Source organism: Desulfuromonas thiophila, from assembly GCF_900101955.1.
GTDB classification, from domain to species: Bacteria; Desulfobacterota; Desulfuromonadia; order Desulfuromonadales; family Desulfuromonadaceae; genus Pseudodesulfuromonas; species Pseudodesulfuromonas thiophila.
Genome location: NZ_FNAQ01000001.1, coordinates 1 through 22,773, shown reverse-complemented (window position 1 = coordinate 22,773; position 22,773 = coordinate 1). Strand labels below are relative to the sequence as shown.

Annotated in this window: 21 protein-coding genes and 1 pseudogene; 10 read left to right on the top strand and 12 right to left on the bottom strand. The window is 63.1% G+C overall.

The features are described from left to right. Window positions 1-156: 156 nt before the first annotated feature. Window positions 157-1,122, bottom strand: a complete 966-nt coding sequence (locus BLR80_RS00105; RefSeq protein ID WP_092075188.1) for a YbgA family protein — start codon at window positions 1,120-1,122, stop codon at window positions 157-159. A 188-nt stretch (window positions 1,123-1,310) separates the two neighbouring features. On the opposite strand from BLR80_RS00105, the gene BLR80_RS00100 reads away from it, so the two are divergent. Next, the gene (locus BLR80_RS00100; protein ID WP_092075187.1) at window positions 1,311-2,087 is read left to right on the top strand and encodes a DUF4197 domain-containing protein; all 777 of its coding nucleotides are present in this window, start codon (window positions 1,311-1,313) and stop codon (window positions 2,085-2,087) included. 19 nt (window positions 2,088-2,106) lie between these two features. On the opposite strand, the gene thpR is transcribed toward BLR80_RS00100, so the two are convergent. Genes thpR through BLR80_RS13280 form a run of 7 tightly spaced genes read right to left on the bottom strand, consistent with a single transcriptional unit; the run spans window position 2,107 to window position 9,693 of the window. Continuing rightward, on the bottom strand, window positions 2,107-2,718 hold the full coding sequence (thpR, locus tag BLR80_RS00095) for an RNA 2',3'-cyclic phosphodiesterase (RefSeq protein ID WP_092075186.1): 612 nt from the start codon (window positions 2,716-2,718) through the stop codon (window positions 2,107-2,109). After that, window positions 2,715-4,544 (bottom strand): BatD family protein, encoded by a 1,830-nt coding sequence (locus BLR80_RS00090; protein WP_092075185.1) that lies wholly within the window; start codon window positions 4,542-4,544, stop codon window positions 2,715-2,717. The genes thpR and BLR80_RS00090 overlap by 4 nt, the downstream gene beginning before the upstream one ends. Beyond that, window positions 4,538-6,277: a VWA domain-containing protein gene (locus BLR80_RS13285; RefSeq protein ID WP_092075184.1), complete on the bottom strand. Its 1,740-nt coding sequence runs from the start codon at window positions 6,275-6,277 to the stop codon at window positions 4,538-4,540. The genes BLR80_RS00090 and BLR80_RS13285 overlap by 7 nt, the downstream gene beginning before the upstream one ends. Then, window positions 6,274-7,332, bottom strand: coding sequence for a VWA domain-containing protein (locus tag BLR80_RS00080; protein ID WP_245691257.1), 1,059 nt, complete (start codon window positions 7,330-7,332; stop codon window positions 6,274-6,276). The genes BLR80_RS13285 and BLR80_RS00080 overlap by 4 nt, the downstream gene beginning before the upstream one ends. After that, window positions 7,266-7,775, bottom strand: a complete 510-nt coding sequence (locus tag BLR80_RS00075; RefSeq protein ID WP_092075183.1) for a DUF4381 domain-containing protein — start codon at window positions 7,773-7,775, stop codon at window positions 7,266-7,268. Before BLR80_RS00075 ends, BLR80_RS00080 begins: the two co-directional genes overlap by 67 nt. Beyond that, window positions 7,772-8,716 carry a DUF58 domain-containing protein gene (locus BLR80_RS00070; protein WP_092075182.1) on the bottom strand — a complete coding sequence of 315 codons (945 nt, stop codon included), beginning with the start codon at window positions 8,714-8,716 and terminating at the stop codon, window positions 7,772-7,774. The genes BLR80_RS00075 and BLR80_RS00070 overlap by 4 nt, the downstream gene beginning before the upstream one ends. Before the next feature lie 2 nt (window positions 8,717-8,718). Then, window positions 8,719-9,693, bottom strand: a complete 975-nt coding sequence (locus BLR80_RS13280; RefSeq protein ID WP_092075181.1) for an AAA family ATPase — start codon at window positions 9,691-9,693, stop codon at window positions 8,719-8,721. A gap of 210 nt (window positions 9,694-9,903) precedes the next feature. Between BLR80_RS13280 and BLR80_RS00060 the strand changes: the two genes are divergently transcribed. The 8 genes from BLR80_RS00060 (at window position 9,904) to BLR80_RS00025 (ending at window position 19,631) form a co-directional block, all read left to right on the top strand. Continuing rightward, window positions 9,904-11,184, top strand: coding sequence for a sensor histidine kinase (locus BLR80_RS00060; protein WP_092075180.1), 1,281 nt, complete (start codon window positions 9,904-9,906; stop codon window positions 11,182-11,184). After that, window positions 11,162-12,538: a sigma-54-dependent transcriptional regulator gene (locus BLR80_RS00055; RefSeq protein ID WP_092075179.1), complete on the top strand. Its 1,377-nt coding sequence runs from the start codon at window positions 11,162-11,164 to the stop codon at window positions 12,536-12,538. Before BLR80_RS00060 ends, BLR80_RS00055 begins: the two co-directional genes overlap by 23 nt. A gap of 235 nt (window positions 12,539-12,773) precedes the next feature. Next, window positions 12,774-13,439 carry a class I SAM-dependent methyltransferase gene (locus tag BLR80_RS00050; RefSeq protein WP_171906249.1) on the top strand — a complete coding sequence of 222 codons (666 nt, stop codon included), beginning with the start codon at window positions 12,774-12,776 and terminating at the stop codon, window positions 13,437-13,439. After that, entirely contained in the window at window positions 13,436-14,257 is an 822-nt protein-coding gene (locus BLR80_RS00045; protein WP_092075177.1) for a lipopolysaccharide kinase InaA family protein, read from the top strand. The genes BLR80_RS00050 and BLR80_RS00045 overlap by 4 nt, the downstream gene beginning before the upstream one ends. Then, entirely contained in the window at window positions 14,257-14,955 is a 699-nt protein-coding gene (locus BLR80_RS00040) for a phosphatase PAP2 family protein (RefSeq protein ID WP_092075176.1), read from the top strand. Before BLR80_RS00045 ends, BLR80_RS00040 begins: the two co-directional genes overlap by 1 nt. A gap of 150 nt (window positions 14,956-15,105) precedes the next feature. After that, complete coding sequence (locus tag BLR80_RS00035) at window positions 15,106-17,166, top strand: LTA synthase family protein (protein WP_092075175.1); 2,061 nt, start codon at window positions 15,106-15,108, stop codon at window positions 17,164-17,166. 24 nt (window positions 17,167-17,190) lie between these two features. Further along, on the top strand, window positions 17,191-19,275 hold the full coding sequence (locus BLR80_RS00030; protein ID WP_092075174.1) for an LTA synthase family protein: 2,085 nt from the start codon (window positions 17,191-17,193) through the stop codon (window positions 19,273-19,275). After that, entirely contained in the window at window positions 19,272-19,631 is a 360-nt protein-coding gene (locus tag BLR80_RS00025) for a diacylglycerol kinase (protein ID WP_092075173.1), read from the top strand. Before BLR80_RS00030 ends, BLR80_RS00025 begins: the two co-directional genes overlap by 4 nt. Window positions 19,632-20,090: 459 nt before the next feature. Here the strand turns inward: BLR80_RS00025 and tatC are convergent, their stop codons facing one another. From tatC to modD, 4 genes are read right to left on the bottom strand one after another with little or no spacing between them, the layout of a single operon-like run. Next, on the bottom strand, window positions 20,091-20,846 hold the full coding sequence (gene tatC, locus BLR80_RS00020) for a twin-arginine translocase subunit TatC (RefSeq protein ID WP_245691255.1): 756 nt from the start codon (window positions 20,844-20,846) through the stop codon (window positions 20,091-20,093). Then, window positions 20,833-21,147: a twin-arginine translocase TatA/TatE family subunit gene (locus BLR80_RS00015; protein ID WP_092075172.1), complete on the bottom strand. Its 315-nt coding sequence runs from the start codon at window positions 21,145-21,147 to the stop codon at window positions 20,833-20,835. Before BLR80_RS00015 ends, tatC begins: the two co-directional genes overlap by 14 nt. 24 nt (window positions 21,148-21,171) lie before the next feature. Further along, on the bottom strand, window positions 21,172-21,363 hold the full coding sequence (gene tatA, locus BLR80_RS00010) for a twin-arginine translocase TatA/TatE family subunit (protein WP_092075171.1): 192 nt from the start codon (window positions 21,361-21,363) through the stop codon (window positions 21,172-21,174). Between the two features lie 46 nt (window positions 21,364-21,409). Further along, window positions 21,410-22,273, bottom strand: a complete 864-nt coding sequence (gene modD / locus BLR80_RS00005) for a ModD protein (protein ID WP_092075170.1) — start codon at window positions 22,271-22,273, stop codon at window positions 21,410-21,412. Window positions 22,274-22,680: 407 nt separating this feature from the next. Here modD and BLR80_RS13430 point away from each other — a divergent pair. After that, window positions 22,681-22,773 (top strand): annotated as a pseudogene (locus tag BLR80_RS13430) (IS3 family transposase); the annotation flags it as partial.

The following is a 22,773-nucleotide window of genomic DNA, read 5'->3' as shown; positions in this document are numbered from 1 at the left end:
CCTCCTTGGAGAATGCGGGCGAAAATCCGCAGCGACACGCCCTTCGTGCGCCGCCACGGCAGCTGATGTGCGAGTATAACCGAGAACGCCGCCGACGCCAGTGACCGCTGTCACATTCCCCTTGCCGGCCGGGCGAAAGGGAAGGACGCGCCGCCATCACACGTGGTTGAGCAGCTTCAGTTCGCGCGGATGCGGCTGCAGGTAAACCTGCTGGCGCAGATAGGCGTTATCGTACTTGCGCACAAAATGGTTGAGCAGCGTCACCGGCACGATCAGCGGCACCAGCCCGGCGCGATACTGCTCGATCAGTTCCAGCGCCTCCTGCTTTTCGTCGGCGCTGAGGTACTGCTTGAAATAGCCCAGAATATGCTGCAGCACGTTGATGTGCTTTTTTACCGTCGGCCGGGTCTTGAGCGCCTTGAGCAGCAGCACACGATAGCGGGCAAAGGCGTCTTCGAAGGGCGCGCTGGCGGCCGTCGCCACCAGCCGGCCCAGCTCACGATAAAGCTGCGGACTGCGCGACAACAGCAACAGCTTGTGACGACTGTGAAACGCCACCAGGGTGCCCAGGCCGGGCTGCTGCGCCAGGCTGTGACGCAGGCGCTGCAGGGTGAAGATACTAGCGATGAAGTTTTCCCGCAGGCCGGCATCGTTGAGACGGCCGTCCTCCTCCACCGGCAGCAGCGGAAAATGCTCCATGAAGATGCCGGCAAACAGACCAACGCCCTGCTTGCGCGGCATGCCGCTGCCATCGTAGAGCTTTACCCGCTCCATGCCGCTGCTGGGCGACTTGGCTTTGAAGATGAAACCGTCGAGCTGCTCCTGTTCCAGTTCCGCCACCCGCCGCCGCGCCCAGTCGCGCATCGGTTCGGTGATGTCCCCACCGCTGCGCGAAAATACCAGCCGCACCTCGCCATCCGGGCGGGCCACCAGCCGCAGGGCTTCGCGCGGTATCGGCAGGCCCACCTCCACCTCGGGGCAAACCGCCACATAATCAACATAGGTGCCCAGCACATCGCGCAGATAGGTATCCAGCTTGTGGCCGCCATCGTAACGCACCCGGTTGCCCAGCAGACAGGAACTGATCCCCAGACGGATACGGCCCTCGGCAGATTCGCTCATCAGGAAACCTCCCAACCCAAAAGAGATAAATTGACAACAGGAAATCTGAGTCTACAGGAAGGCGGCAGGTTGTCAGCAGAGAAAAGCGGCTAAACCCGTTGCGGCGACAGCAGCGCATCCGTCGGCTATACTGCCAGACAACCGGGTTCCACCAGGGAACCCTCTACCCCCTTTTCAGGAGATCCGCCATGAAACCGACTGCCCTGCTGACATCTTTTGCGGCATTGCTGGCCACCGCCAGCCTGCTGAGCGCCAGCCCCGCCCTGAGTGATCAGAACAGCACCGCTGGCAACCTGCTGCGTGGTCTTTCCAGCCTGGCCGGTGGGCTGGGCCAGCAGGCGGTTGCCCCGGCCGGCAGCAGTATCGATGCCGGCACGGCCGCAGCCGGCCTGAAGGAGGCCTTGCGGGTCGGTGCCGAGCGGGCCGTGGCGGCCACCTCGGCCCAGGGCGGTTTTCTCGACAATCCGCAGATTCACATTCCGCTGCCGGGCAAGCTCGACACCATGGCGCGCGCCCTGCGGGCCGTTGGCCTGAGTGGCCAGGTGGATGCCCTGGAGGTCGGCATGAACCGCGCCGCCGAGCAGGCGGCGGCCGAGGCCAAGCCAGTGCTGGTGGAGGCCGTCAGCCAGATGACGCTGCCCGACGCGCTTGGCATTCTGCGGGGCGGCGACACGGCAGCGACGGATTACTTCCGTGCCACCACCTCGAACAGCCTGCGCGAGCGGTTCAAACCCATTGTACAGAACCAGATGAGCCAGGTCGGCGTTTACCAGCAGTACAACCAGCTGCTGCAAAGCTATAACGCCCTGCCGCTGGCCAAAAAACCGTCACTGAACCTGGAGGATTATGTGGTGGAAAAGGGGCTGGCGGGCCTGTTTACCGTGCTGGGCCAGCAGGAACAGGCCATCCGCGCCAATCCGGCAGCCCGCACCACCAGCCTGCTGCAGCAGGTGTTCGGCCGCTGAGGCCGGTAACGCAAGCCGTTCAGGATGCTGTGCCACCGGCGCAGGGCAGCCAAGCCAGCGGCTGATAGCGGACACCGCCGGGCTGCGGAATGCTGCGATACAGCACCAGCGCCTCCACCCGGAAGGGGGACGCACGGAAACCCTGGGCCAGAAAGTCCGGCAAGTCGCGCTCAAGATCCAGCGGCTGGCGCAGGCGCGCCAAGCTGACATGCGGCACAAAGGGCCGAGGTTCCGGCGCCAGGCCCTGTTCAGCCAGGGCGGCGGTCAGAGTGCCATGAAGGTCGGTCAGCAGGGCATGGCCATCGCCCACGCCCAGCCACAGAATGCGCGCCTGGCGCGGCGCGGGAAAGGCGCCGCAACCCTGCAGCTGCAGACTGAACGGCGCCTGGGCAGCGAGTCGCGCCTGGCAGGCGGCCACCAGTCGGTCACGCTGCTCTGCCGCCAGCTGCCCCAGAAAATGCAGGGTCAGATGGAGATTGGCCGGCGCGATCCAGCGGATGCGCGCCGGTGGCAGCGCCGCAGTCTGACACCAGCCGGAAGTGGCCGCCGCGATCTGTGCGCGCACGGCGGTCGGCAGCGCAATGGCCAGAAAGCAGCGGCAAGGGTCTGGCAGCAGCGGCCGCTGGTTCATCGCCGAGGACTTGGCGGCGACGCCGGCCTGGGCGGATACAGCGGCGGCAGCAGCTCGTGCTGGGGTCGCTCGGCTGCCGGCGCCTGCCAGTCACGCACGGCATTGAGCAGCGCCTGCCCCTCCCAGTCGGTGGCCGACGGGGCATACAGGGCGCGATCCAGCTCGGCGCTGGCCTGCCGCAATGCCGCCGAGCCTTCCTCCAGCAGCCGCTCCAGCGGCGCCGGGCCGGTCGGAAACAGGCTTTGCGCCCAGCGTTGCAGCGCCTGACGACTGGCCCGGGCATCATTGCGGCGGGCGGCGGTCAGCACCTGCTGACGCAGCAGGGCCGGCCGGGTCTGCTCGGCCACAGCGGCCGGTTGCGGCCGAGCACCCCTGCGGCGGCGCAGCACAACCATCACCAGCGTCAGCAGCCAGCCGGCAGCGCAGAACAGCGCCAACATGCGCCACAGGTGCATCTGCGCCGCCGTCACCGTTGTAGGCGACGCGGCAGCAGCCATCGCTGCCGTCTGCCTAGCCGCCTGATCCGTGGCCGGCTCCACAATCTGTGGCGGCGCCGGAGCAGCGTCTTCCACCGCTGCGGCTGTCGGCCCGCTGACGCCTTTCGACGCTTCTGGCGGCGGCGCGGCCAAGGTCGCCGTCGGTTCCGCCGCGGGCGCCACCGTTAACGACAACGCCGGCACCACCGCCTCGCGCCACTGCTGCGTTGCCACATCCCACCAGGGCAGGCGAATTTCCGGCACCACCAGCGGGCCGGCCACCGTTGGTACCAGCGCCAGCTGCTGCTCCAGCACCGCACTGAGCCCCTGCGGCCCGGCCAGTTCGCTGCGCTGCGGCTGATCGGCATAGAGCCGGGTACCGGGCATCTCGCCCAACAGCAACTCCGGCAGCTGGTCAGCGGGCAACCCGGCCACGCGCAACACCAGCGTACGGCTGGCCGGTTCGCCCACCCGCAACAGCGGCGCCGCCTGCTGCCAGTCATCCTCCAGCCGCACCCCCTGCGCCGGCAGCCAGGAACCCGGCCCGGCCACAGGCGCCGTTACCTCGACCTGCAGCGCTGGCGTTTGTCGCCGCAGCAGGCGACCGGGCCGGGCCGCCGTCAGGCCGGCAAAGGGATCAAGCGGATCAATGGCCGTCGGTTCCGCCCCAGCCACCTGTGCTTCGAGCACCAATGGCGGTAACCGCAGAAGTCCGGCCTGCTGGGGGAACAGGGCATAACCGCGCTCGATCACCTCATAACGCCAGCCCTCGCGCTGCAGTTCAAAACGCCGCTCATCACCCAGCGGCACCAGCCGGCACTCAACCCCCTCGGGCTGCGGTTCGCTCAGGCGGGCCTGCAACAGCGGCACCCGACTGAGCAGGCGCACACGGTAAAGCAGCTGGGCCTGCTGCGGCACCTGCGCCGGCAGCGGCTCCACCTCAAGCAGCACCTCGGCCGCGCTGTTTTCCTGGGGCTGCTCGCTTACCTCGATCGGCAGCGCCGCGCTGCAGCGTTTCCCCTGACACAGGGCGGGAATCTCCAGCAGGCCGGCCCGTTTGGGCCACAACTGCAGTTCGAGGCGCTGGCGCCGCGACAGCTGACCGTTTTCCAGCCGCATCTCCGTCGACTGCCGGCGCCCACCCAGGGTGAAATCGCGCTCCAGCGGCCGCAGATCAAGGGCCTCAGCCTCATCCGCGTCCAGTTCCAGCCGCAGAGTGAGGGACTCGCCCAAACTCAGAACGGTGCGCGATGCCGACAGCGGCAGCGGCGACACCGCTGTCGCCCAGACACAGACCGGCAACAGCCAAAGGATCAGAAAAAGCGATAGAAACCATCGACTATTCACCATGCCTTCTCCTCTCCCGACCTGGCCTGATGGCGGTACTGGTGCAGGAACTTGCGCCGTAACAGCACAGCCGGATCGTCATTAAGCCGGCGCAAACGTTGCCAGTCCTGTTCCTCCTGCGCCGCTTCCGCCGCTTCCGCCGCTTCCGCCGCTTCCGCCGCTTCCGCCGCTTCCGCCGCTTCCGCCGCTTCCGCCGCTTCCGCCGCTTCCGCCGCGTCCGCCGCGTCCGCCGCGTCCGCCGAGTCCGCCGAGTCCGCCGAGTCCGCCGAGTCCGCCGAGTCCGCCGGATTCTGCTGATTCTGCTGATTCTGCTGATTCTGCTGATTCTGCTGATTCTGCTGATTCTGCTGATTCTGCTGATTCTGCTGGTCGCGCAGAGCCTGTTCCACCAGCTGGCGGTTATCCCGCGCGGCGGCGAAATCGGGCTGTCGCGCCAGCGCCTGATCGTAGGCGGTCAGCGCCTGGGCCAGCTGGCCGCTGTGGGCCAGGGCATTGGCCAGGTTGTACCAGTCGGTGGCTGTTTCGGCGGCCTGCCAGACCTGGGCCGCCTCGGCATAGCGCTGCTGGCGGTAAAGACTGGCGCCGCGCCAGCGCCAGTCGGCAAAGGTCTCGGCGGCGGTCGCATAGTCGCCGGCGGCAAAGGCTCGGGCCGCGCGCTGATCACCAGCCTGCCACAGACCGTTCCAGTCGAGCGCCTGGGCGCCGGCCGGCCACAACAGCAGCGGCAGCAGCCACAGCAGGCCACGGCGCCAGCACAGCAGCAGCACCAGCGTTAGCGGCCACAGCAGCCAGATGCCTTCATCGCGCCACAGGACCGTCTGTTCCGGCGTGGCCTGGGCGGCGGTCGCTACCCCATCGGGCTGGAGAAAGGCCAGATCCGTCGCGCCGGAAACCAACTGCAGCGGCAGGCACCGGCCACCACCGGCCGCAGCCAAAGCCTGCAGCGCCGCGTGGTCGGGCCGCGCCAGCAGCAGGGCGCCATCGGCCTGGCGCACAAAACCACCGTCCGTTGCCGGCACCGGTGCGCCAGCGGTGGTGCCAACGGCCAGCACATGCAGCCGATGGCCCTGCCGGCGCAGGGTCCGCGCCATCTCCAGGGCAATTTGCGGCTGGTCCTCGTCGGTCACCAGCAGCAGATCAGCCCGCTCGCTACCGGCCTGCTGCAACAGTTCAAGGCCCAATTCCAGCGCCCGCTGCGGCGCGCTACCGGGTCGCGGCAGCAGGGCCGGCGTCAGGCTGGGCAACAGCAGTTCGATGGTGCGCACGTCCTCGGTCAGAGGCACCACGGAAAAGGCGTCGGCCGCGAACACCACCAGGGCGGTCTGGCCCTCGTGGCGCTGGCGCAACAGTTCGGTCAGTTTCAGGCGGGCCTGCACCAGCCGGTTGGGAGGCAGATCAGCGGCCAGCATCGAGGGCGACAGATCAAGCAGCACCACCAGGGCGCTGTTGTCGCGGTAGAGCGGAACCGGCTGGCGCCGCCAGCTCGGCCCCGCCAGGGTCAGCACCAGCAACAACAAGGCCAACAGCAGCCACGGCCGTTCGCGGCGGCCAGCCGCCTGCGGCCCCACCAGCGCATGGGGCAACAGGGCGTCATCGCACAGCCGCTGCCACAGGGTCAGAGCGCTGCCGCGACGCCAGCGCCACAGCCACAGCAGGGCCAGGGGCAGCAGCAACAGCCAGGCGGGCCGCAACCAATGAAACTGACGCAGGGCATCGAGCAGGGTGGCGCCATTCATGCCTGTTCCCTCCGCAACAGCAGCGGCAAGACGCACAGCAGCGCGCCGGCCAGCGGCCAGACGTAGAGTTCCGTCACCGGCCGCAGCGGCCGCTGGTCGCTCTCGACCGGCTCCAGTCGGTCAAGTTCAGCCATGATACCGGCCAGCTCCAGGCTGTCGCGGGCGCGAAAATAGCGGCCGCCGGTGGCCCCGGCCAAGGCGCGCAGCAGCTCTTCATCCATCTCGGCCGTCGGCTGGAGACGACGGCGCAACAGCAGCCCGACCGGGTCGGAGTGCTCGGCGCCAATGCCGACGCAATAGATGCGGACACCCTGGCGGGCCGCCAGCCGCGCCGTCGCCAGCGGATCGAGCTGACCGGCGGTATTGACACCGTCGGTAAACAGCACCAGTACCGGAACGGCCTGGCCCGCCGCTGACGGATCGGCCGAAGCCGGCCCGCCAGCCCGCCGCAGCCGCTTGACGGCCAGTCCGATGGCATCGCCGATGGCGGTCCGTTCGCCGGCCAGGCCGATGACGGCCTCGTCGAGCAGCTGCCGCACCGTGGTGCGGTCGAAGGTCAACGGCGCCTGCAGATGGGCTTCGTCTCCAAACAGGATCAGCCCCAACCGGTCGCCCTGGCGCCCGGCGATGAAGGCGCCGGCCACGGCCTTGAGAGCGGTCAGGCGGGCAACACGCCGGCCGTTGAGAACAAAGTCAGGCGTTTCCATGCTGCCCGACAGGTCCACCGCCAGCAGCAGGTCGCGGCCGGCCAGCGGCAGGGGCACGGCCGCGCCCAGCCATTGGGGTCGAGCACAGGCCAGCACCAGCAGCAGCCAGCTCAGGGCCGCCAACAGCGTCCGCCAGCGGCGCCAGCAAGTGCGGAAACCGTCTCTGGCGGACGCACCCGCCGGCAGCACCGGCAACCAGAGCGCCGGCTGCAGCGGCGGACGGCGGCGCAGTACCAGCGGCAGCGGCAACAGGGCCAGTGCCCACAGCCAGGCCAACTGCATCATGGCCGCCTCCGGCCGGCGCCGCGCCGTGGCACGGCGGGCAAAGTCCGCAGCCAGCGCCGACACAGGGCATAGAGTTCCTGGCGCTCGACCGCCGACAGGGCCGCGCCCGGCTGATAGGGCCCCAAGGCCAGACAGCGGCCGATTCCGCCACGAAAACCGCGCTCCCGCCAGCGACGCGGCAGGCTCTGGTCGAGGAAGGCCAGCCAGGCCTCGCCCTGCAGACCGGCACAGGCGCTGGTGGGAAAAGACCGCAGCGCCGCCTGCCGCAGCAGCCGCGACAAGGCCGCCAGTTCGCTGCCCGCGGCGGCCCGCGCCTGCAGCCGGGCCAGTTGGCGCAAGGCCGCGCGGCGGTAACGGCCCCGCCGCCAGTGAACCAAGGCCAGCAGCGCCGCCAGGAGAATCAGGGTCAGCAGCAGCCACCAGCCGGGCGCCGGCGGCCACCAGCCAGGCGCCGGCGGCAGCTGGATATCCTGCAGCGGCAGTGCTGTCGCCAGGGCAGAGCTCATGGCCGGCCTCGCCACAGCTGCGGCCGGGCCGCCAGCCAGGTGCCGGCATCCTCGTTGGTGGCGCAGGGCAGAAACAGGGCAGCGCGATCCTGGCAGAAGCTGGCCAGGCGCTGCCAGCGAACGGCAAAGGGCTGCTGCAGCTGGCGCTGCAGCTCGGCCGCGGTCAACGCCAGGCGGGCGTGGCCGTCGCTCAGCGTCAGGCGGGCCTGGGCCGGCAGGGTCACGGGCAGCTGCCGTTCGAAGGGGTCGTAACACAGCAACACCGCCAGATCGGCATGACGCCGCAGCTGCGCCAGCTGCTGTTCGACAGCGCTATCCCACTGGTTGCCGTCGGTGAGCAGCACCAGCTGACTACCGGGTCGCACCACCTGATGCAGGCGGGCCAGCTGCTGCTCCAGCCGATGGGCGGGCACGAACGGCTGATGGGCCGGCCGCTGCCAGGCCGGATCTTCGGCCAGCAGGCGCAAGGCCTGCAGCACGGCGGAGCGGCCACGGCGGGGGCGCAGCTCAACGGCAGCGTCATCGGAAAACAGCGCCAGGCCAAAACGGTCGCCCCGCCGCAGGGCATTCCAGCCCAGCAGGGCTGCCAGGCGGGCCGCCTGCACCGCCTTGTAGCATCCCCGGGTGGCAAAGAACATCGGCCGGCGGTAGTCGACCGCCACCAGCAACGGCCGTTCCCGTTCCTCATGAAACAGTTTGGTGTGCGGTCGGCCGCGCCGGGCGGTGACGCGCCAGTCGAGGTTACGGATCTCATCGCCCGCCTGATAGGGCCGTACCTCGGCGAAATCCATGCCACGGCCGCGCCAGCGTGTCGGCCGGCTGCCATCGCCGGCTTGCCGTGCCGGCCCCTGAGGGGCGCGCCAAGCCGGCAGATCGACCCCAAGGGCCAGCAGTTCCTCCAGCTGAATACGAACCGGGCTTGACGGGGCTGCGCTGGTCATAATCAGGGCACCGGCAGACGTTCAAGCAGACGGGCAATCAGCGCATCGGGGCGCAGACCGCGCGCCTCGGCCTCGTAGCGCAGCAGAATACGGTGACGCAGCACATCGGGCGCCAGACTCTGGATATCGTCGGGCGTGACAAAATCGCGGCCGGCCAGCCAGGCCCGCGCCCGGCTGCAGCGATCGAGCGCAATGGTGGCACGCGGGCTGGCACCATAGTCGATGGCGCTGGCCAGATCCTCGCCCCAGGGTGCCGGATCGCGCGTGGCCAGCACCAGCTGCACCAGATATTCCTCCAGCGCCTCGGCCAGATGCACCTGCAACACCTGGCCGCGCGCCTGGCGCAATTCCTCGGCCTGCAGGGGCGCCAGCACCTTGCCCACGGGCAGGGCGGTGGCGCTGGCGGCCTCCTGCCGCGCCAGCTGCAGAATGCGCCGTTCGGCGGCGGCATCGGGATAGTCGATGACCACATGCAGCAAAAAACGGTCAAGCTGGGCTTCGGGCAGCGGATAGGTGCCTTCCTGCTCGATGGGATTCTGGGTCGCCATCACCAGAAAGGGATCGGCCAGCCGGTAACTGGTCTGACCAACGCTGATCTGCCGTTCGGCCATGGCTTCGAGCAGGGCGGCCTGCACCTTGGCCGGCGCCCGATTGATCTCGTCGGCCAGGATCAGGTTGTTGAACAGCGGGCCGGGCTGGAAGACGAAGCTGCCGTCCTGCGGCCGGAAGACATCGCTGCCGGTCAGGTCGGCCGGCAGCAGATCGGGGGTAAACTGAATGCGGTGAAAGCGGCCCTGCACGGCGGCACCGAGCAGGCGGATGGCGCGGGTCTTGGCCAGGCCGGGCGCACCCTCGACCAGCAGATGACCATCGGCCAGCAAGGCGATGAGCAGGCGTTCCACCAGCCGCGGCTGGCCGATGATGCGTTCCTGCAGCGACTGGGACAGAGCGACAAAACGGTGCTGCACAGAGTCCATGGGCGATCTTCTCCGGGAAGACGGACAACAAAAGCGGGCCGGAACAACGGCAGGCACTATAGTCAGGCCCGGTGGCAAAATCAAGGCGACCGGCAACGGACAAAGGGGCTTGTCAGGGCCGCAGCCATTGCCTAGAGTGAGGCCCTGCGTCGCGCCCTTCTGCCCTGTGGTGACGCAGCACAGGCCACCCGGAAAGCCACCGTCGCCACCATGAGCCCCTCCGTCGTCCCGGTCAAGAACAGTGTCCTGCTGCTGCTGTTGATGCTGCTGCTGGTGCTCTTCCGTGGCCCGCATCTGCTCTATGGGGCCCTGAGCCTGCTGCTGGTGACGCTGTATTACTTTTTCACCGACCACCGGCTGACGCCGGCCCAAATTGCCGAGCGCGGCTTCCTCGGCCGTCACCTGCTGGTGTCACTGCTGTTGTGTACGCTGGTGATCTGGGCCACCACCGGGCGGGAGGAAAGCCATTACTGGATCATCTACCTGCTGCCGATCATCACCGGCGCCTCGGTGCTGAACCTGGGGCGCAGCCTGGCACTGTGTCTGCTGGCCTCGTTCTGTTATCTGACACTGGTTCCGCCGGCGGAATACTTGCACGATCCCAGCGAATTGCCGGAATTTCTCATTCCCTGCATCGCCCTGTTCTTTGTCGGCGTGCTGGTGCAGAGCCATGCCGAGCAGAGCCGGCGGCAGCTGCGCCGCCAGCAGCAGCTCAACCAGCAGCTCAGTGCCAACGAGGAGGCGTTGCGCCAGTCGCTGCAGAAACTGCGCACCACCGAGGACAGTCTGCGGCGACAGGACCGGCTGGCCGCCCTGGGCGAGATGTCGGCCGGCCTGGCCCACGAAATCCGCAACCCGCTCGGCGTCATCCGCTCCTCGGCCCAGCTGCTCAGCGCCACGGCCGAGGCCCCGGCCGACCCGCTGCTGGCGGTCATCGCCGAAGAAAGTGACCGCCTCAACCAGCTGCTCAGCCGCTTTCTCGACTTCGGCCGGCCATTGCAACCGCAGCGCGCCCCCTGCGATCTGGTGGCGCTGCTGCAACAGGCCCATGACGCCCTGCTGCCGGCCGCCGAGCAGCAGGGCGTGCGCCTGAAACTGTTCGTGCCGCCGGCACCGTTGGTGCTGGCGGTCGATGCCGCCCTGTTGCGCCAGGCCATCGACAACCTGCTGCTCAACGCCGTGCAGGCCTGTCAGCCCGGTGACCATGTGACCCTGAGCCTGACGAAGCGCCGGCAGCAGCTGTGCCTGAGCGTCGAGGACAGCGGCTGCGGCATCGCCGCCGCCGATCTGCCGCACATCTTCAACCCCTTCTTTACCCGCCGCAAGGGCGGCACCGGCCTGGGGCTGGCCAACGCCCACAAGGCCGTCACCCTGCACCAGGGCGAAATCCAGCTCCACAGCCAGCCCGGCAGCGGCAGCACCTTCAGCATTCTGCTGCCGCTAACCGCCCCCTCACAGGAAACGGATCATGGCCCACATCCTGATCGTTGATGACGAAAAGAACTACGGCACCGTGCTGAGCCGGCTGTTGCAGCAGCAGGGCCACCGCACCAGCTGGGTCGGCAATCCCTTCGCCGCCCTGGAGCTGCTGGCCCAGGAAAACATTCAGCTGATCCTGTCGGACCTGAAGATGCCGCTGCTCGATGGCGTCGCCTTTCTGCAGCAGGTGCGGCGGGAGCATGGCGCCATCCCGTTCATCATCCTGACCGCCTACGCCAGTGTCGATACGGCGCTGGCCGCCATGAAGGCGGGCGCCTTCGACTACCTGACCAAACCCTTCGACAACAGCGAGCTGTTGCTGATCGTCGCCAAGGCCCTCGACTATGCCCGCCTGCAGGCGCAAAACCAGCTCCTGCGCGCCCAGCTCGAACGCAGCCAGCACCGTCAACTGCTGGGCGAGAGCCCGGCCATCCGCCAGCTGCTGACCGATATCGAGCGGGTGGCGCCGGAGAGAACCTCGGTGCTGATTCTGGGCGAAAGCGGCACGGGCAAGGAGCTGGTGGCGCGCGCCCTGCACCAGGCCAGCCCGCGTGCCGGCGAGACCCTGGTCAGCCTCAACTGTGCCGCCTTCGCCGAGAACCTGCTGGAAAGCGAGCTGTTCGGTCACGAGCGCGGCGCCTTCACCGGCGCCAGCGAGCGCAAGCGTGGTCTGGTGGAAATGGCCGAGGGCGGCACCCTGTTCCTCGACGAAATCGGCGAGCTGCCCCTGCCGCTACAACCCAAACTGCTGCGGCTGTTGCAGGAAAAGCGTTTCCGGCGGGTTGGCGGTCTGAAGGAACTCGACTGCAACGTCCGCATCGTCGCCGCCTCGCACCGGCCCCTGCCGCAGATGATCGCCGAAGGCCGCTTCCGGGAGGATCTGTTCTACCGTCTGGCGGTGGTCACCCTGGAACTGCCGCCGCTGCGCCAGCGACGCGAGGATATCGCCCTGCTGGCCACCTTCTTCCTGCAGCGTTTCGCCCGCGAAATGGGCCGGGGGGTCAGCACCATCGCCGCCGAGGCGCTGCAGGCGCTGCAGCAGCACGACTGGCCCGGCAACGTGCGTGAACTGGAAAACGCCATCGAACGGGCGGTGATCTTCAGCCGCGGCCCCTGCCTGCAGCGCAGCGATCTGCCCGCGCCGCTGAATTGCGCCGTTGAGGGTAATCCCCCCGGCCTGCCACCCTGCGACAGCAGCAGCCCCCTGCCCCAGCGCCTGGAACAGATCGAAATCTTCTTCATCCGTCAGGCCCTGCAACAGGCCCAGGGCGTGCAGGCCCAGGCCGCCGAGCGCCTCGGCATCAGCCGCAGCAATCTGCAGTACAAGCTGAAAAAATACGGCCTGATTGGTGACAGCGAGGAATAGAATGGACGTTCAAATTTTGCGACATACCGCCGCAAAAGCTGGCGCTGGTGTTCAAATTTCTGTACGGGGGACAGGGTCGGGCCTTGCCGGCGCTCGACATCTGCCTTGTGTTTTCAATCTCTTGGACCTGCTGCGGCCCTGCTGGCATCGTCCTTGCGGATCGGCCGGACAGCTTCTATCGTCCGGCGCGGCGCGACCTGCCAGCGCGCCGGCAGTCCGTCCAGCGAGGTCCGCCATGCCCCAGTCCAGCCTCTCCGATTCCTTCGATTACCGCAGCCGCATCAAGCATTCGGCGGAAAAAGCCGAAAAATACCAGCGCCGCCGGGCGCGCAAACACCGCAACGAAATGGCCCTGCTCGACCGGGGGCTGCGGCATCTGCGGCAGGTGCGCAGCGTGCTCGACGCGCCCTGCGGTGTGGGTCGCGCCTGTCTGCTGCTGGAACAGCGCGGTTTCGAGGTTACCGGCGTCGACCTGGGCGAAGGCGCCCTGCAAGCGGCCCGCGAAGCCGTGCAGGCAGCCGGTGCCAGCGCCCTGATCGAACGGGCCGATCTCGAACGGCTGCCCTACAACGCTGGCCAGTTCGATGCCTGCCTGTGTTTTCGCTTCATCCATCATCTGCCAACCGCCGCGTTGCGGCAGCGCATCATCGCCGAGCTGTGCCGCGTCGCCGGTCGCTACGTGCTGATCAGCTATCTGAGCCCGCTGTCGGTGACCAGCCTGCGCCGCCGGTTGGGCCAGACCTGGCGCAAACGGCCGCAGGTACAGCACTGCACCCGCCTGACCGAACTGCGTCAGCATTTTGCCGCCGCCGGCTTTGACTTTGAGGCCGATCTGGCGCAACTGCCGCTGCTGCACAGCCTGCACCTGGCCATTTTCCGCCGCCGCACGGTGCTGCCATGACCTCCGGCCCGCAAAGCGGCGTTCGCCTGCTGTACCGTGCGCCGGCCTGGCAGGAGCGCCTGACACGCGCTGGCCTGCAGGAGTTCGGTGATTTCTGGGATCTGCAGCTGGAGGCGGTGGACGAGGGCAACAGCGGTCGCGGCCAGGCCGGCTGGAGCCGGGTGTGCCTGCACCCGCTGTGGGTCGATGGCGCGCTGCTCGGCCGACTGGTGATCAAACGGCAGAGCAACTATTTCAGCCGCGACTGGCGCCATCCGTTGCGCGGCCGGCTGACCTTCGAAAAAGAACTGGCCAACCTGCGCCATTACCAGCAGGCCGGCATCGCGACCATGGAGGCGGTCTACTGCGCCACCCGTCAGCACAACGGCAGCCGCCAGGCCGTACTGGTGACGGCTTTTCTCGATGGTTTTATTTCGCTGGAGGAACAGCTGCGCCGCTGGCGGGACCAGCCGCCCCCAAGACGGCAACGCGATCTGCTGCTCGATGCCGTGGCACGGCTGGTGGCCAATCTGCATCGGCAGGGGCTGGAGCATCGCTGCCTGTTTCCCAAGCATATTTTTGTCGAACCCGCCAGCGACAACCCCCAGGTGCGACTGATCGATCTGGAAAAAACCCGCTGGGTGCCCTGGCGGCCGGCCCGCCGGGTGCGCGACCTGACCGCTCTGGCGCGACGCTGGCCGGGACTGAGGCCACGCGACGCCCTGCGCTTTCTGTGCAGCTACAGTGGCCACGCCCGCCTGCAGGCAGGCGACAAACAGCTGTGGCGGGCAGTGGCCCAGCGCATCCGCGCCAAACGGAATGACCGGAGTCTATCCTAATGAATTCAAGCATCCCCCCCATAGGCTTCTGGCGACTGCTGCTCTGGCCCTCACTACTTTTCGTTTTTGCAATGATTTTAAGCCTCGCCAGGTTTGATCAATTCATTGCGGAGGCATTCTACAATCAACAACTTGGCCTCTGGCCTTTCAAGCACAGCTGGTGGGCCGAAACCATCATCCATAGGGGAGGACGAAAAATTATCATTTTTACCGCATCCGGGAGTCTCTTGGTCATGCTTCTGAGCTGGTCCGACAACTTCTGGCGCCCCCTCAGCCGTTCAGCCTTCTATCTGTTGCTCTGCATCGGTCTAGGAACAGGTTTGGTCGCCACTGGCAAATACATTCTGGACAGGCCCTGCCCTTGGTCTCTCCAGCAATATGGCGGCACGCGGCAGGAAATCTCCTGGCGAGAAACCCTCTCCTGCGTCGGGCTGACGCGGGCCAAGTCAGGGCACTGTTTTCCCGCTGGGCATTCGGCAGGTGCTTTCTCCCTTTCCGCTGGATACTTCATCTTTTTAAAGCATAACCGCAAACGGGCTCAACAAGCTCTGTTCCTGTCCCTGGCATTAGGTTGCCTGTTCAGCTTCGGACAGATAGCCCGTGGCGCTCATTTCCTGTCTCATTGTCTTTGCTCTGCTTGGCTTTGCTGGGTTGTAAACTGGGTTTTATATTTTGGCCCTTTCAAAGGCAAACTCTGACCGACTTCCCCCCATTCAAGCATTCTTCTCGACCTTCTAGCTCTACAATCTATTTCCAAAAAAATTCGCGTCGCTCGCGAAAAACTATAGCTGCGCGAAAAAAATAAAACTAATTATTTTTCATATTAACATTAAAAGGGGCCGGAAAACATGAGTGGAAAACCTCATTCCAAAAAAATCCTGGTGCCGCCACAACCTTACAATTTTATCTTTATCTTGTACGGTGTTCTGCTGACCGGCTTTTTTATACTGCGCCTTGGTCTGACTTTTTCCATGTGGAAAGAAATCCCGCATGGTTTTACAGCTCTTACCTATATTTTTGTCAAGGGCTTGGCCTATGATAGCGCTTTTCTTTTCCCTGCTCTTCTCCTGCCAGCTCTGCCACTCATTTTCAAGTCCAGACCTCTAACCCGCAAAAAATGGTTCCGCTTTTTATATGAGGGCTTGCTCTTCGCCAGTCTAGTGATGTTCTTCTTCATTCTTGCCGCTGAAATCCTTTTCTGGCAGGAATTCGGCACAAGATTTAACTTCATTGCCGTAGACTATCTCGTCTATCGCCGGGAGGTAACCCAAAATATCTACGAATCATATTCCATGTTTCTTGTTTTCCTTTACCTTCTGTCGACTTCTCTCCCATCATTTATTTTTTTACGCTGCCGCCTTGCCGCCTGCCTGGAAAAAATCCCTAAAAATAAAAACAACATCAGCTACTTATTTCTTCACGGCGTGCTCGCGCTGCTTTTACCGCTTATTTTATCAACACAAAATCTTTCAGGCTCGAACAACAACTATGTCAACGAATTGTCTGTCAATGGCCCTTATCAGTTCATTACAGCATTTCGCCTGAATATTCTGGACTACGAAAAATTTTATGCCCTTGGAGACCCCCAAAATCTTTCAAACCTGCTCAAGAAACAACTACATGTTAATTCAGCCACATCCGAGTTGTTTGACATCCACCGTGAAATTACAGCCGCAGGATCGCCTCAACGGCTTAATGTTTTTTTAATCACCGTGGAGAGCCTAAGTGCTCAGTATCTCACCCGCTTTCGGAGTCCTGACGTGCCCCGTCTGACCCCGTTTCTGGATCAACTGATCCCGGAAGGACTGTTTTTCAGCAATCTTTTTGCAACTGGAACACGCACCACCCGCGGGTTGGAGGCAATCACGCTCTCAATTCCGCCAACCCCTGGCCGAGCGCTGGTAAAACGACCGGACTGCGGCCCGTTTTTCAGTCTGGGACAGGTCTTACGCCAACAGGGCTATGACACGGCTTTTCTCTACGGTGGCCGCGGTTTTTTTGACAATATGAACACGTTTTTTTCACGTAATGGCTACCGCATCATTGATGAAGGCAATTTTCTCACGGAAGAGATTCAGTTTAAAAATGCCTGGGGAGTCTGTGATGAGGATCTGTATGCCAAAGCCATTCGGGAAGCCGACACCGTTGCCGCAAAGGGAAAACCCTTCTTTTTCCATCTGATGACCACCAGCAACCACCGCCCCTATACCTATCCAAAAGGAAAAATCAACATACCCTCGGGCAGCAGCCGGGAAGGCGCCGTCCGTTATACCGATTACGCCCTCGAACAGCTATTCCTAGAAGCCCGTTCACACGCCTGGTTTGACGATACCCTGTTCATTATTGTCGCCGATCACTGCGCGGGTAGCGCCGGCAAAGTTGGCCTGCCCATAGCCCGCTACCACATTCCAATGCTTTTTTATAGCCCAAAACATCTGGCAAGCGATGAGTTTGCGAACACGGCAAGTCAAATTGATTTAGCACCAACGCTGTTGGGCCTACTCAGCTTTAATTACAAAAGCCACTTCTTCGGGGAGAATCTGCTCGCTGCCGATTACCACCCGCGAGCGCTCGTCGGAAACTACCAGAAATTAGGTCTTTACTGCGATGATCAGCTTATTCTGTTGGAACCCCGTCAAGGCATCAAAAAAATCCACCATCCTTGGGAAAGTGAACAAATAGAGACTTCCTCGCCTGAAGACCCCCTAGTCCAAATTGCCCAAGCATACTATCAAGGGGCTGATTATATTATTCGCCACAAACTCAATCAGCCCCGCTCGGCGCAACACGTGGCCAAAGCCAGGCCACACCAACCAAAGCTTGGCATAAAAGAAGCCAAAAAAAACCTGCTGATTCAGGCAATTCTACAGCATCAGAGCAAGGCAGGCTGTTTCGCTAAAATCTTTTAAAAAATTACAGAATCGAAGGTTTCCATGATCAATCAGCAAAAATCTACTCAAAAGGGTCGAGCTATATTCTCCCTGTTGGCCCGAGAAAACCACGGGGGAGAGGCTTCCGGTTTCGAGCTTTTTTTCGCTCTCTCGTGCCTGGGACTACTGCTTCTGTTGACACTCCTGCGTCTGAGCCTCCATCTCACCAACCTTGACCAAAGCAGCACGGCTACCTGGTCAGACCTTATGACCGCTTACTTCAATGGTCTACGCTTTGACTCTCGGATCATCGCCTATACGGCGTTCCCTTTGCTCCCATTCATCGTTCTTCAGCATCGTTCCTGGCACCGACCAGTTCAAGTTGTCTACCTGACTGCAGTTGCCAGTCTCTTTATTTTGCTTGGCTTGATTGAGCCGATTTTTTACCGTGAATTCCATCAACGGCTGAACGGACTGGTCTTCCAGTATCTCACCGAGAATCCCATTACCGTTCTGCGCATGCTGTGGCATGGCTTCCCCCTTTCGCGCCTGATCGTCGCTTGGGGCTTACTCAGCTGCTCATCGTTCATGGCGCTACGCTGGCTCAGCAGAGCGATCTCTAAAGAAGAACCGTCGAGAAAATCGCATGCAAAACGCTGGTTTCTGTTGCTGCCGGCACTACTCGTAGTCATTCTCGCCGCCAGAGGAACTCTGCGCCAGGGCCCCCCCCTGCGCTGGGGTGATGCCTTTACAACCCCATCCATTTTTGCCAACCAACTGGGGCTTAATCCGGAGCAAACGCTTTATACCGCCATCGTCGGTCGCTTGGCCAGGCGGAAACCGCCCCTGTGGAAAAACTCCATGGCCGCTACCGAAGCCATCCGCATCGTCCGACAATCCTTGCTTTTGCCCCAGGAAACCCTTGTAGACGCTGAACAGGCCGTTGTTCGTCGCGTCTACCAACCACGGAGCGATGGCCAGCTCCCCGTTCGCAATGTCGTGGTCATCCTCATGGAAAGTTTGGCGGCGCGATATGTTGGCGCGCTGGGAGACTCTCACAACATCACTCCCTGCTTCGATGAGCTAAGCAAAAAAGGGTTGCTGTTCAGAAATTTTCTAGCCAATGGCACCCACACACATCAGGGGATATTCGCCACCATGACTTCGTTTCCAAATCTGCCGGGCTATGAATATCTGATGCAGATGAGTGAAGGAAGCCATGATTTTTCAGGGCTAGCTCCTCTCCTCAAACTTTTAGGATATGAGGACCTATATGTTTATAATGGAGATTTTGCTTGGGACAACCAGTTGGGCTTTTTCAGACGACAAGGTTTCCAGAATTTTATCGGCCGCAACGATTATGTGAATCCTGTGGTCAAAGATCCTACTTGGGGCGTCAGCGATCAGGACATGTTCGACCGAGCAGCCAAGGAGCTCGCGAGCATGCCCCGCAAAAAACCCTTCTTTGCCTTGTTGCAAACACTGTCCAACCACACTCCCTATGCGCTTCCAAACCCACTACCTGTCCCCGCCGTAACCACTGCGGGAAGTCTTAACGCGCATCTTACCGCCATGCGTTACGCAGACTGGGCACTGGGGCGGTTTTTCGCTGCCATAGAAAAACAGCCGTTCTTTCAGGAAACCCTTTTTGTCATCGTCGGCGACCATGGCTTTGCCAATTCCGAACAGCTAACAGAACTTGATCTCAACCGATTTCACGTCCCCCTACTGCTTGTGGCGCCAGGAATTCAAAAACGCTACGGTTCTTTTTGCGACCGCGTTGGATCACAGGTTGATATCGTGCCCACCATCCTTGGCCGACTCGGCCACAACATTCAGCACCAATGCTGGGGAAGAGATTTGCTGGCCCTATCCCCGTTTGATGCCGGTTTTGCCGTCATCAAGCCCTCGGGCAGTGACCAAACTGTCGGGCTTGTCCAAGGCAACCGATTGCTGGTCTGGCCACAAAGCCGGCAGCCCCTGCATTTTCAAATCGATCTGCGCAAACACCAGGCTATCGCCACAAACCCTTCACCGGAAGAATCCCGCCAAAGCACTGATTTTCTGCAAGCCTACATTGAAAGCGCAAGTCACTCTCTGCGCCAAAATACTGCGGGCATCGCTTCCGCACAGGAAAAAACCCTATGAAAAAGAATACCGGTATTCGACGCGTGATACGCGCGATGAGCTATTCCCTCGCCGGTCTCAAGGCCGCCTTTCGTTCCGAGGCCGCGTTCCGTCAGGAAATCGCGGTAGCGGCGCTACTCCTGCCTTTAGCCTTCTGGCTTGATCTGGTCATGACTGACCGTTTGTTGTTAATTGGCTCGGTCCTGCTTGTGCTCATCGTGGAGCTTTTAAATTCCGCCATTGAGGCAGTTATCGACCGTATAGGCCCAGACTGGCACGAACTCGCCGGGCGCGCCAAGGACATGGGTTCGGCCGCAGTCCTTATAAGCCTGTTGTTTGCTACCCTGTGCTGGCTGACGATTCCCTGGCCACGCTGATCTTTTAAAGCCACCGCGAAGGAGAAAGCACATGACTAAAATTTACATACCGACCAGCGCCTCACAATTACCTCAAAGTGAAGCACCAATTTCAGGAAAAACTTCCGCGCAAACAGCCAAAGAACGTTTCGCAACTCCTCAGGCCGCCCTGAAATACAGCTCAGCACTCATACACACGCGCAGACACAAACGTGAATGCACCTGTATTGGCGCTTCTCCGGTTCCGTCAACGGAGAGGACATACATTTCTCAAGGTAGGAGAACAGACCTTATTATATGACTCCCATCAACTATGAGACATAAGCCTTGAGCTTCATTGACAGCTTCCTGATCGTTTTTGGTATCGCAACCAAACAATATCAGACGATTGTCTAGTAATCTTGACTTTTATATTATTTCGCTAATAATGCTAGAAGGCCTGCATGTACTTTTACAAGAAGCTCTGATATCCCAAAAATGTTAGCGGCGGCTACTCAGGCGGGCAACGAGGATGCTGACCTCGTAGAGCAGGATAAAGGGCACGGCCAGAGCCAGCTGGGAAATGACATCCGGCGGCGTCAGCATGGCACCGATGATAAAGGCGGCGACAAAGGCATGACGGCGCCAGCTGGCCAACCGGGCGCCAGTGATCAACCCCAGCCGGGCCAGAAAAAAGCTGAGGATGGGCATTTCGAAAACCAGGCCGAAGGCCAGCAGCAGCCGACTGGCCAGGCTCAGATAGGCGCCCATGGACAGCATGGCCTGAATCTGGCCGCTGTCGGTACCGAATTGAATCAGAAACTGAAAGATCAGCGGAAACACCAGCTGGAAGCCGAACCAGGTGCCGGCGCCGAAACACAGGCAGCCGCTAAGCACGAAGGGTACGGCAAAACGCTTTTCCCCAGGATAAAGGGCCGGCGCGACAAAGGCCCACAGCTGATAAAGAAGGATCGGCAGGGCAACGAGGAAGCCGGCCAGGGCGGCGGCCTTGAGATAGGTAAAAAAGGGTTCGGTGGCCTGAACAAACACCATTGAGCTACCCGGCGGCAACACCTGCAGCACCGGCGCGCTGAACCAGACAAACAGCTCCTGCGCCCAGTGGTAGCACAGGGCGAACCCCGCCAGCCAGGCCAGCAGGGCGCGCAGCAGGCGGCGACGCAGTTCCTCCAGATGCTCGACCAGCCCCATGTCCGCCGCCAGGCCCGGTTGCGCAGCGGGTTGCTCATCGACCGGCACGGTCGGCCTCCTGGCCAGCGGCGGATAAGGCTGGCGCCGCGACGATCTCTGCCTCGTCCTCGGCTGGGGCGGCAAAATCAATCGGCTGGCCGGCAGGCGCTGCCGGCGAAACCTTCTGCTCCGCTGCCGACCGATCGACCTCCGTCAGTTCCAGGCTGGCGCGCAACTCGTCACTGGCACGGCGCAGTTCGCGCAGCCCCCGCCCCAGGCCACGGGCGATATCGGGCAGCCGGCGGGGCCCCAGCACCAGCAGCGCCAGCAGCAGAATCACCAGCAGTTCGGTCATGCTGATGCCCAGCATCCGCGCCCTCCTTCAGGCCTGAGTTCAGGCGTCGTCACGCTCGTCGCGCCCATCGTCCCGCCCTTCTTCCTTGTCCCCCGGCGTTTTCAGGCCGCTTTTGAAATTACGAATGCCCTTGCCCAGGGCCTCCCCCAGCTGCGGCAAGCGCTTGGCACCAAACAGCACCACAACAACCAGCAGCACCAGAAACAGTTCCTGACTCCCCAGTCCGAACATGCTGATTTCCCTCCTTCAGGATACGTCTGTAGCGCCGACAGGGCGCTTACGCGGCCGGCGGCTGCGGCCGCAGCCGCACCGCCAGATCGGCCGGCGGGCCACTGTACAGGCTCGAAGTCACCAGAATATCGACGCCGGTGGCGGCATAGGCCACCAGATTGTCCTGGCGGATGCCGCCAGCGGCGACCAGCAGGGTTGCGGGATGGATGGCGCGCACCTGGCGCACCAGCTCGGCCAGTTCCGCCACCCCGATCTTGTCGAGCTGCACCGCATCGACCCCCAACCGCGCCAGTTCGAGGGCTTCGGCACTGTCCTTGACCTCGATGGTGATCTTCTTGTCGGGCAGGCTGCGGCGCAACTGCGCCACCAGTGCCGCCAAAGGCTGATCGGGTGGCAGAAAATGGCGGTGATTGTCGAACACCAGCACCGTTTCCGACAGCCCCAGCCGGTGGAGCTGACCGCCACCGCACAGCACCGCCTTGGTCACCAGCGCCTTGGTGCCGGGAAAAATCTTGCGTGTTGCCGTCACCAGCACCTGCGGATTGACCTGGCGGGCGCTGTCGACCAGCTGGCGCGTGCGGCTGCTGATGCCACTGAGATACTCCAGCAGATTGCCCGCCATGCGCCAGCAGCGGTGCAACGCCGCAACGGAACCGGTCAACCGCAGCACCGGCTCCCCTGCCGCCACCAGGCTGCCGCTGGGGCACAGTTGCGTCACCCGGCAGCCGCACAGCTCGGCCAGTCGGGCCGCCTCCTCGCTGCCACAGACACAGGTGGCCGCGCGAAAGCTGCATTCCATCTCACCCGGCTGGGCCTCCAGACCAAGGGCCTGACAGGTCAGATCGCCATAGGGCGCATCCTCCAGGATAAACGCCTCCAGCACGGACTGGGGCACAAACGGCAGGGGCATGGCATCTCCTCCCTAAACGGTGGCCGGACAGAAAAAAAGACCGCCTGAGACTCGCACTCCCGCGCCGCAATTGCAAGCCCCACAAGCCCCGCCCCCTGCCGCCAGTGGTGTCAACGCACAACGGCCCGGCCCTCCCCGTGCGGGAGAACCGGGCCGTCGCCTGAGCGGTCAGGGAAGCGGATTATTTGCTGTAGGAGGTCTTGAACGCCATGCCCTGACGGGTCTTTTCATCATACAGACCCTTGGCGGCAGCCTCCTTGAGCCACTGCGGCCGCAGGTTGTCGAGGAACTGCATCTGGAGCGGCGCCGGTTTTCTTGGACACTGATTTGGGGTAATGTCCCCGTGTCCAAGGAGATTAACAATGACCAAACAGAACCAGAACGAAACCGTCACAGGACCGTTGGCCGAGGGGCAGCGCTGGAGTGCCGCCCGCAAGCGTGAAGTGGTCCTACGTCTGCTGCGGGGCGAATCCGTTGATGCGCTATCCCGCGAACTGAGC

Coding starts and splice junctions, on each gene's coding strand:
- BLR80_RS00050 (WP_171906249.1), top strand. CDS start 12,774: ATGCCCCAGTCCAGCCTCTCCGATTCCTTCGATTACCGCAGCCGCATC.
- BLR80_RS00015 (WP_092075172.1), bottom strand. CDS start 21,147: ATGCTGGGCATCAGCATGACCGAACTGCTGGTGATTCTGCTGCTGGCG.
- BLR80_RS00055 (WP_092075179.1), top strand. CDS start 11,162: ATGGCCCACATCCTGATCGTTGATGACGAAAAGAACTACGGCACCGTG.
- BLR80_RS00060 (WP_092075180.1), top strand. CDS start 9,904: ATGAGCCCCTCCGTCGTCCCGGTCAAGAACAGTGTCCTGCTGCTGCTG.
- BLR80_RS00075 (WP_092075183.1), bottom strand. CDS start 7,775: ATGAGCTCTGCCCTGGCGACAGCACTGCCGCTGCAGGATATCCAGCTG.
- modD (WP_092075170.1), bottom strand. CDS start 22,273: ATGCCCCTGCCGTTTGTGCCCCAGTCCGTGCTGGAGGCGTTTATCCTG.
- BLR80_RS00025 (WP_092075173.1), top strand. CDS start 19,272: ATGAAAAAGAATACCGGTATTCGACGCGTGATACGCGCGATGAGCTAT.
- BLR80_RS00090 (WP_092075185.1), bottom strand. CDS start 4,544: ATGGTGAATAGTCGATGGTTTCTATCGCTTTTTCTGATCCTTTGGCTG.
- BLR80_RS00030 (WP_092075174.1), top strand. CDS start 17,191: ATGATCAATCAGCAAAAATCTACTCAAAAGGGTCGAGCTATATTCTCC.
- thpR (WP_092075186.1), bottom strand. CDS start 2,718: ATGAACCAGCGGCCGCTGCTGCCAGACCCTTGCCGCTGCTTTCTGGCC.
- BLR80_RS00035 (WP_092075175.1), top strand. CDS start 15,106: ATGAGTGGAAAACCTCATTCCAAAAAAATCCTGGTGCCGCCACAACCT.
- BLR80_RS00040 (WP_092075176.1), top strand. CDS start 14,257: ATGAATTCAAGCATCCCCCCCATAGGCTTCTGGCGACTGCTGCTCTGG.
- BLR80_RS00100 (WP_092075187.1), top strand. CDS start 1,311: ATGAAACCGACTGCCCTGCTGACATCTTTTGCGGCATTGCTGGCCACC.
- BLR80_RS00105 (WP_092075188.1), bottom strand. CDS start 1,122: ATGAGCGAATCTGCCGAGGGCCGTATCCGTCTGGGGATCAGTTCCTGT.
- BLR80_RS13285 (WP_092075184.1), bottom strand. CDS start 6,277: ATGAATGGCGCCACCCTGCTCGATGCCCTGCGTCAGTTTCATTGGTTG.
- BLR80_RS00070 (WP_092075182.1), bottom strand. CDS start 8,716: ATGACCAGCGCAGCCCCGTCAAGCCCGGTTCGTATTCAGCTGGAGGAA.
- BLR80_RS13280 (WP_092075181.1), bottom strand. CDS start 9,693: ATGGACTCTGTGCAGCACCGTTTTGTCGCTCTGTCCCAGTCGCTGCAG.
- tatA (WP_092075171.1), bottom strand. CDS start 21,363: ATGTTCGGACTGGGGAGTCAGGAACTGTTTCTGGTGCTGCTGGTTGTT.
- BLR80_RS00045 (WP_092075177.1), top strand. CDS start 13,436: ATGACCTCCGGCCCGCAAAGCGGCGTTCGCCTGCTGTACCGTGCGCCG.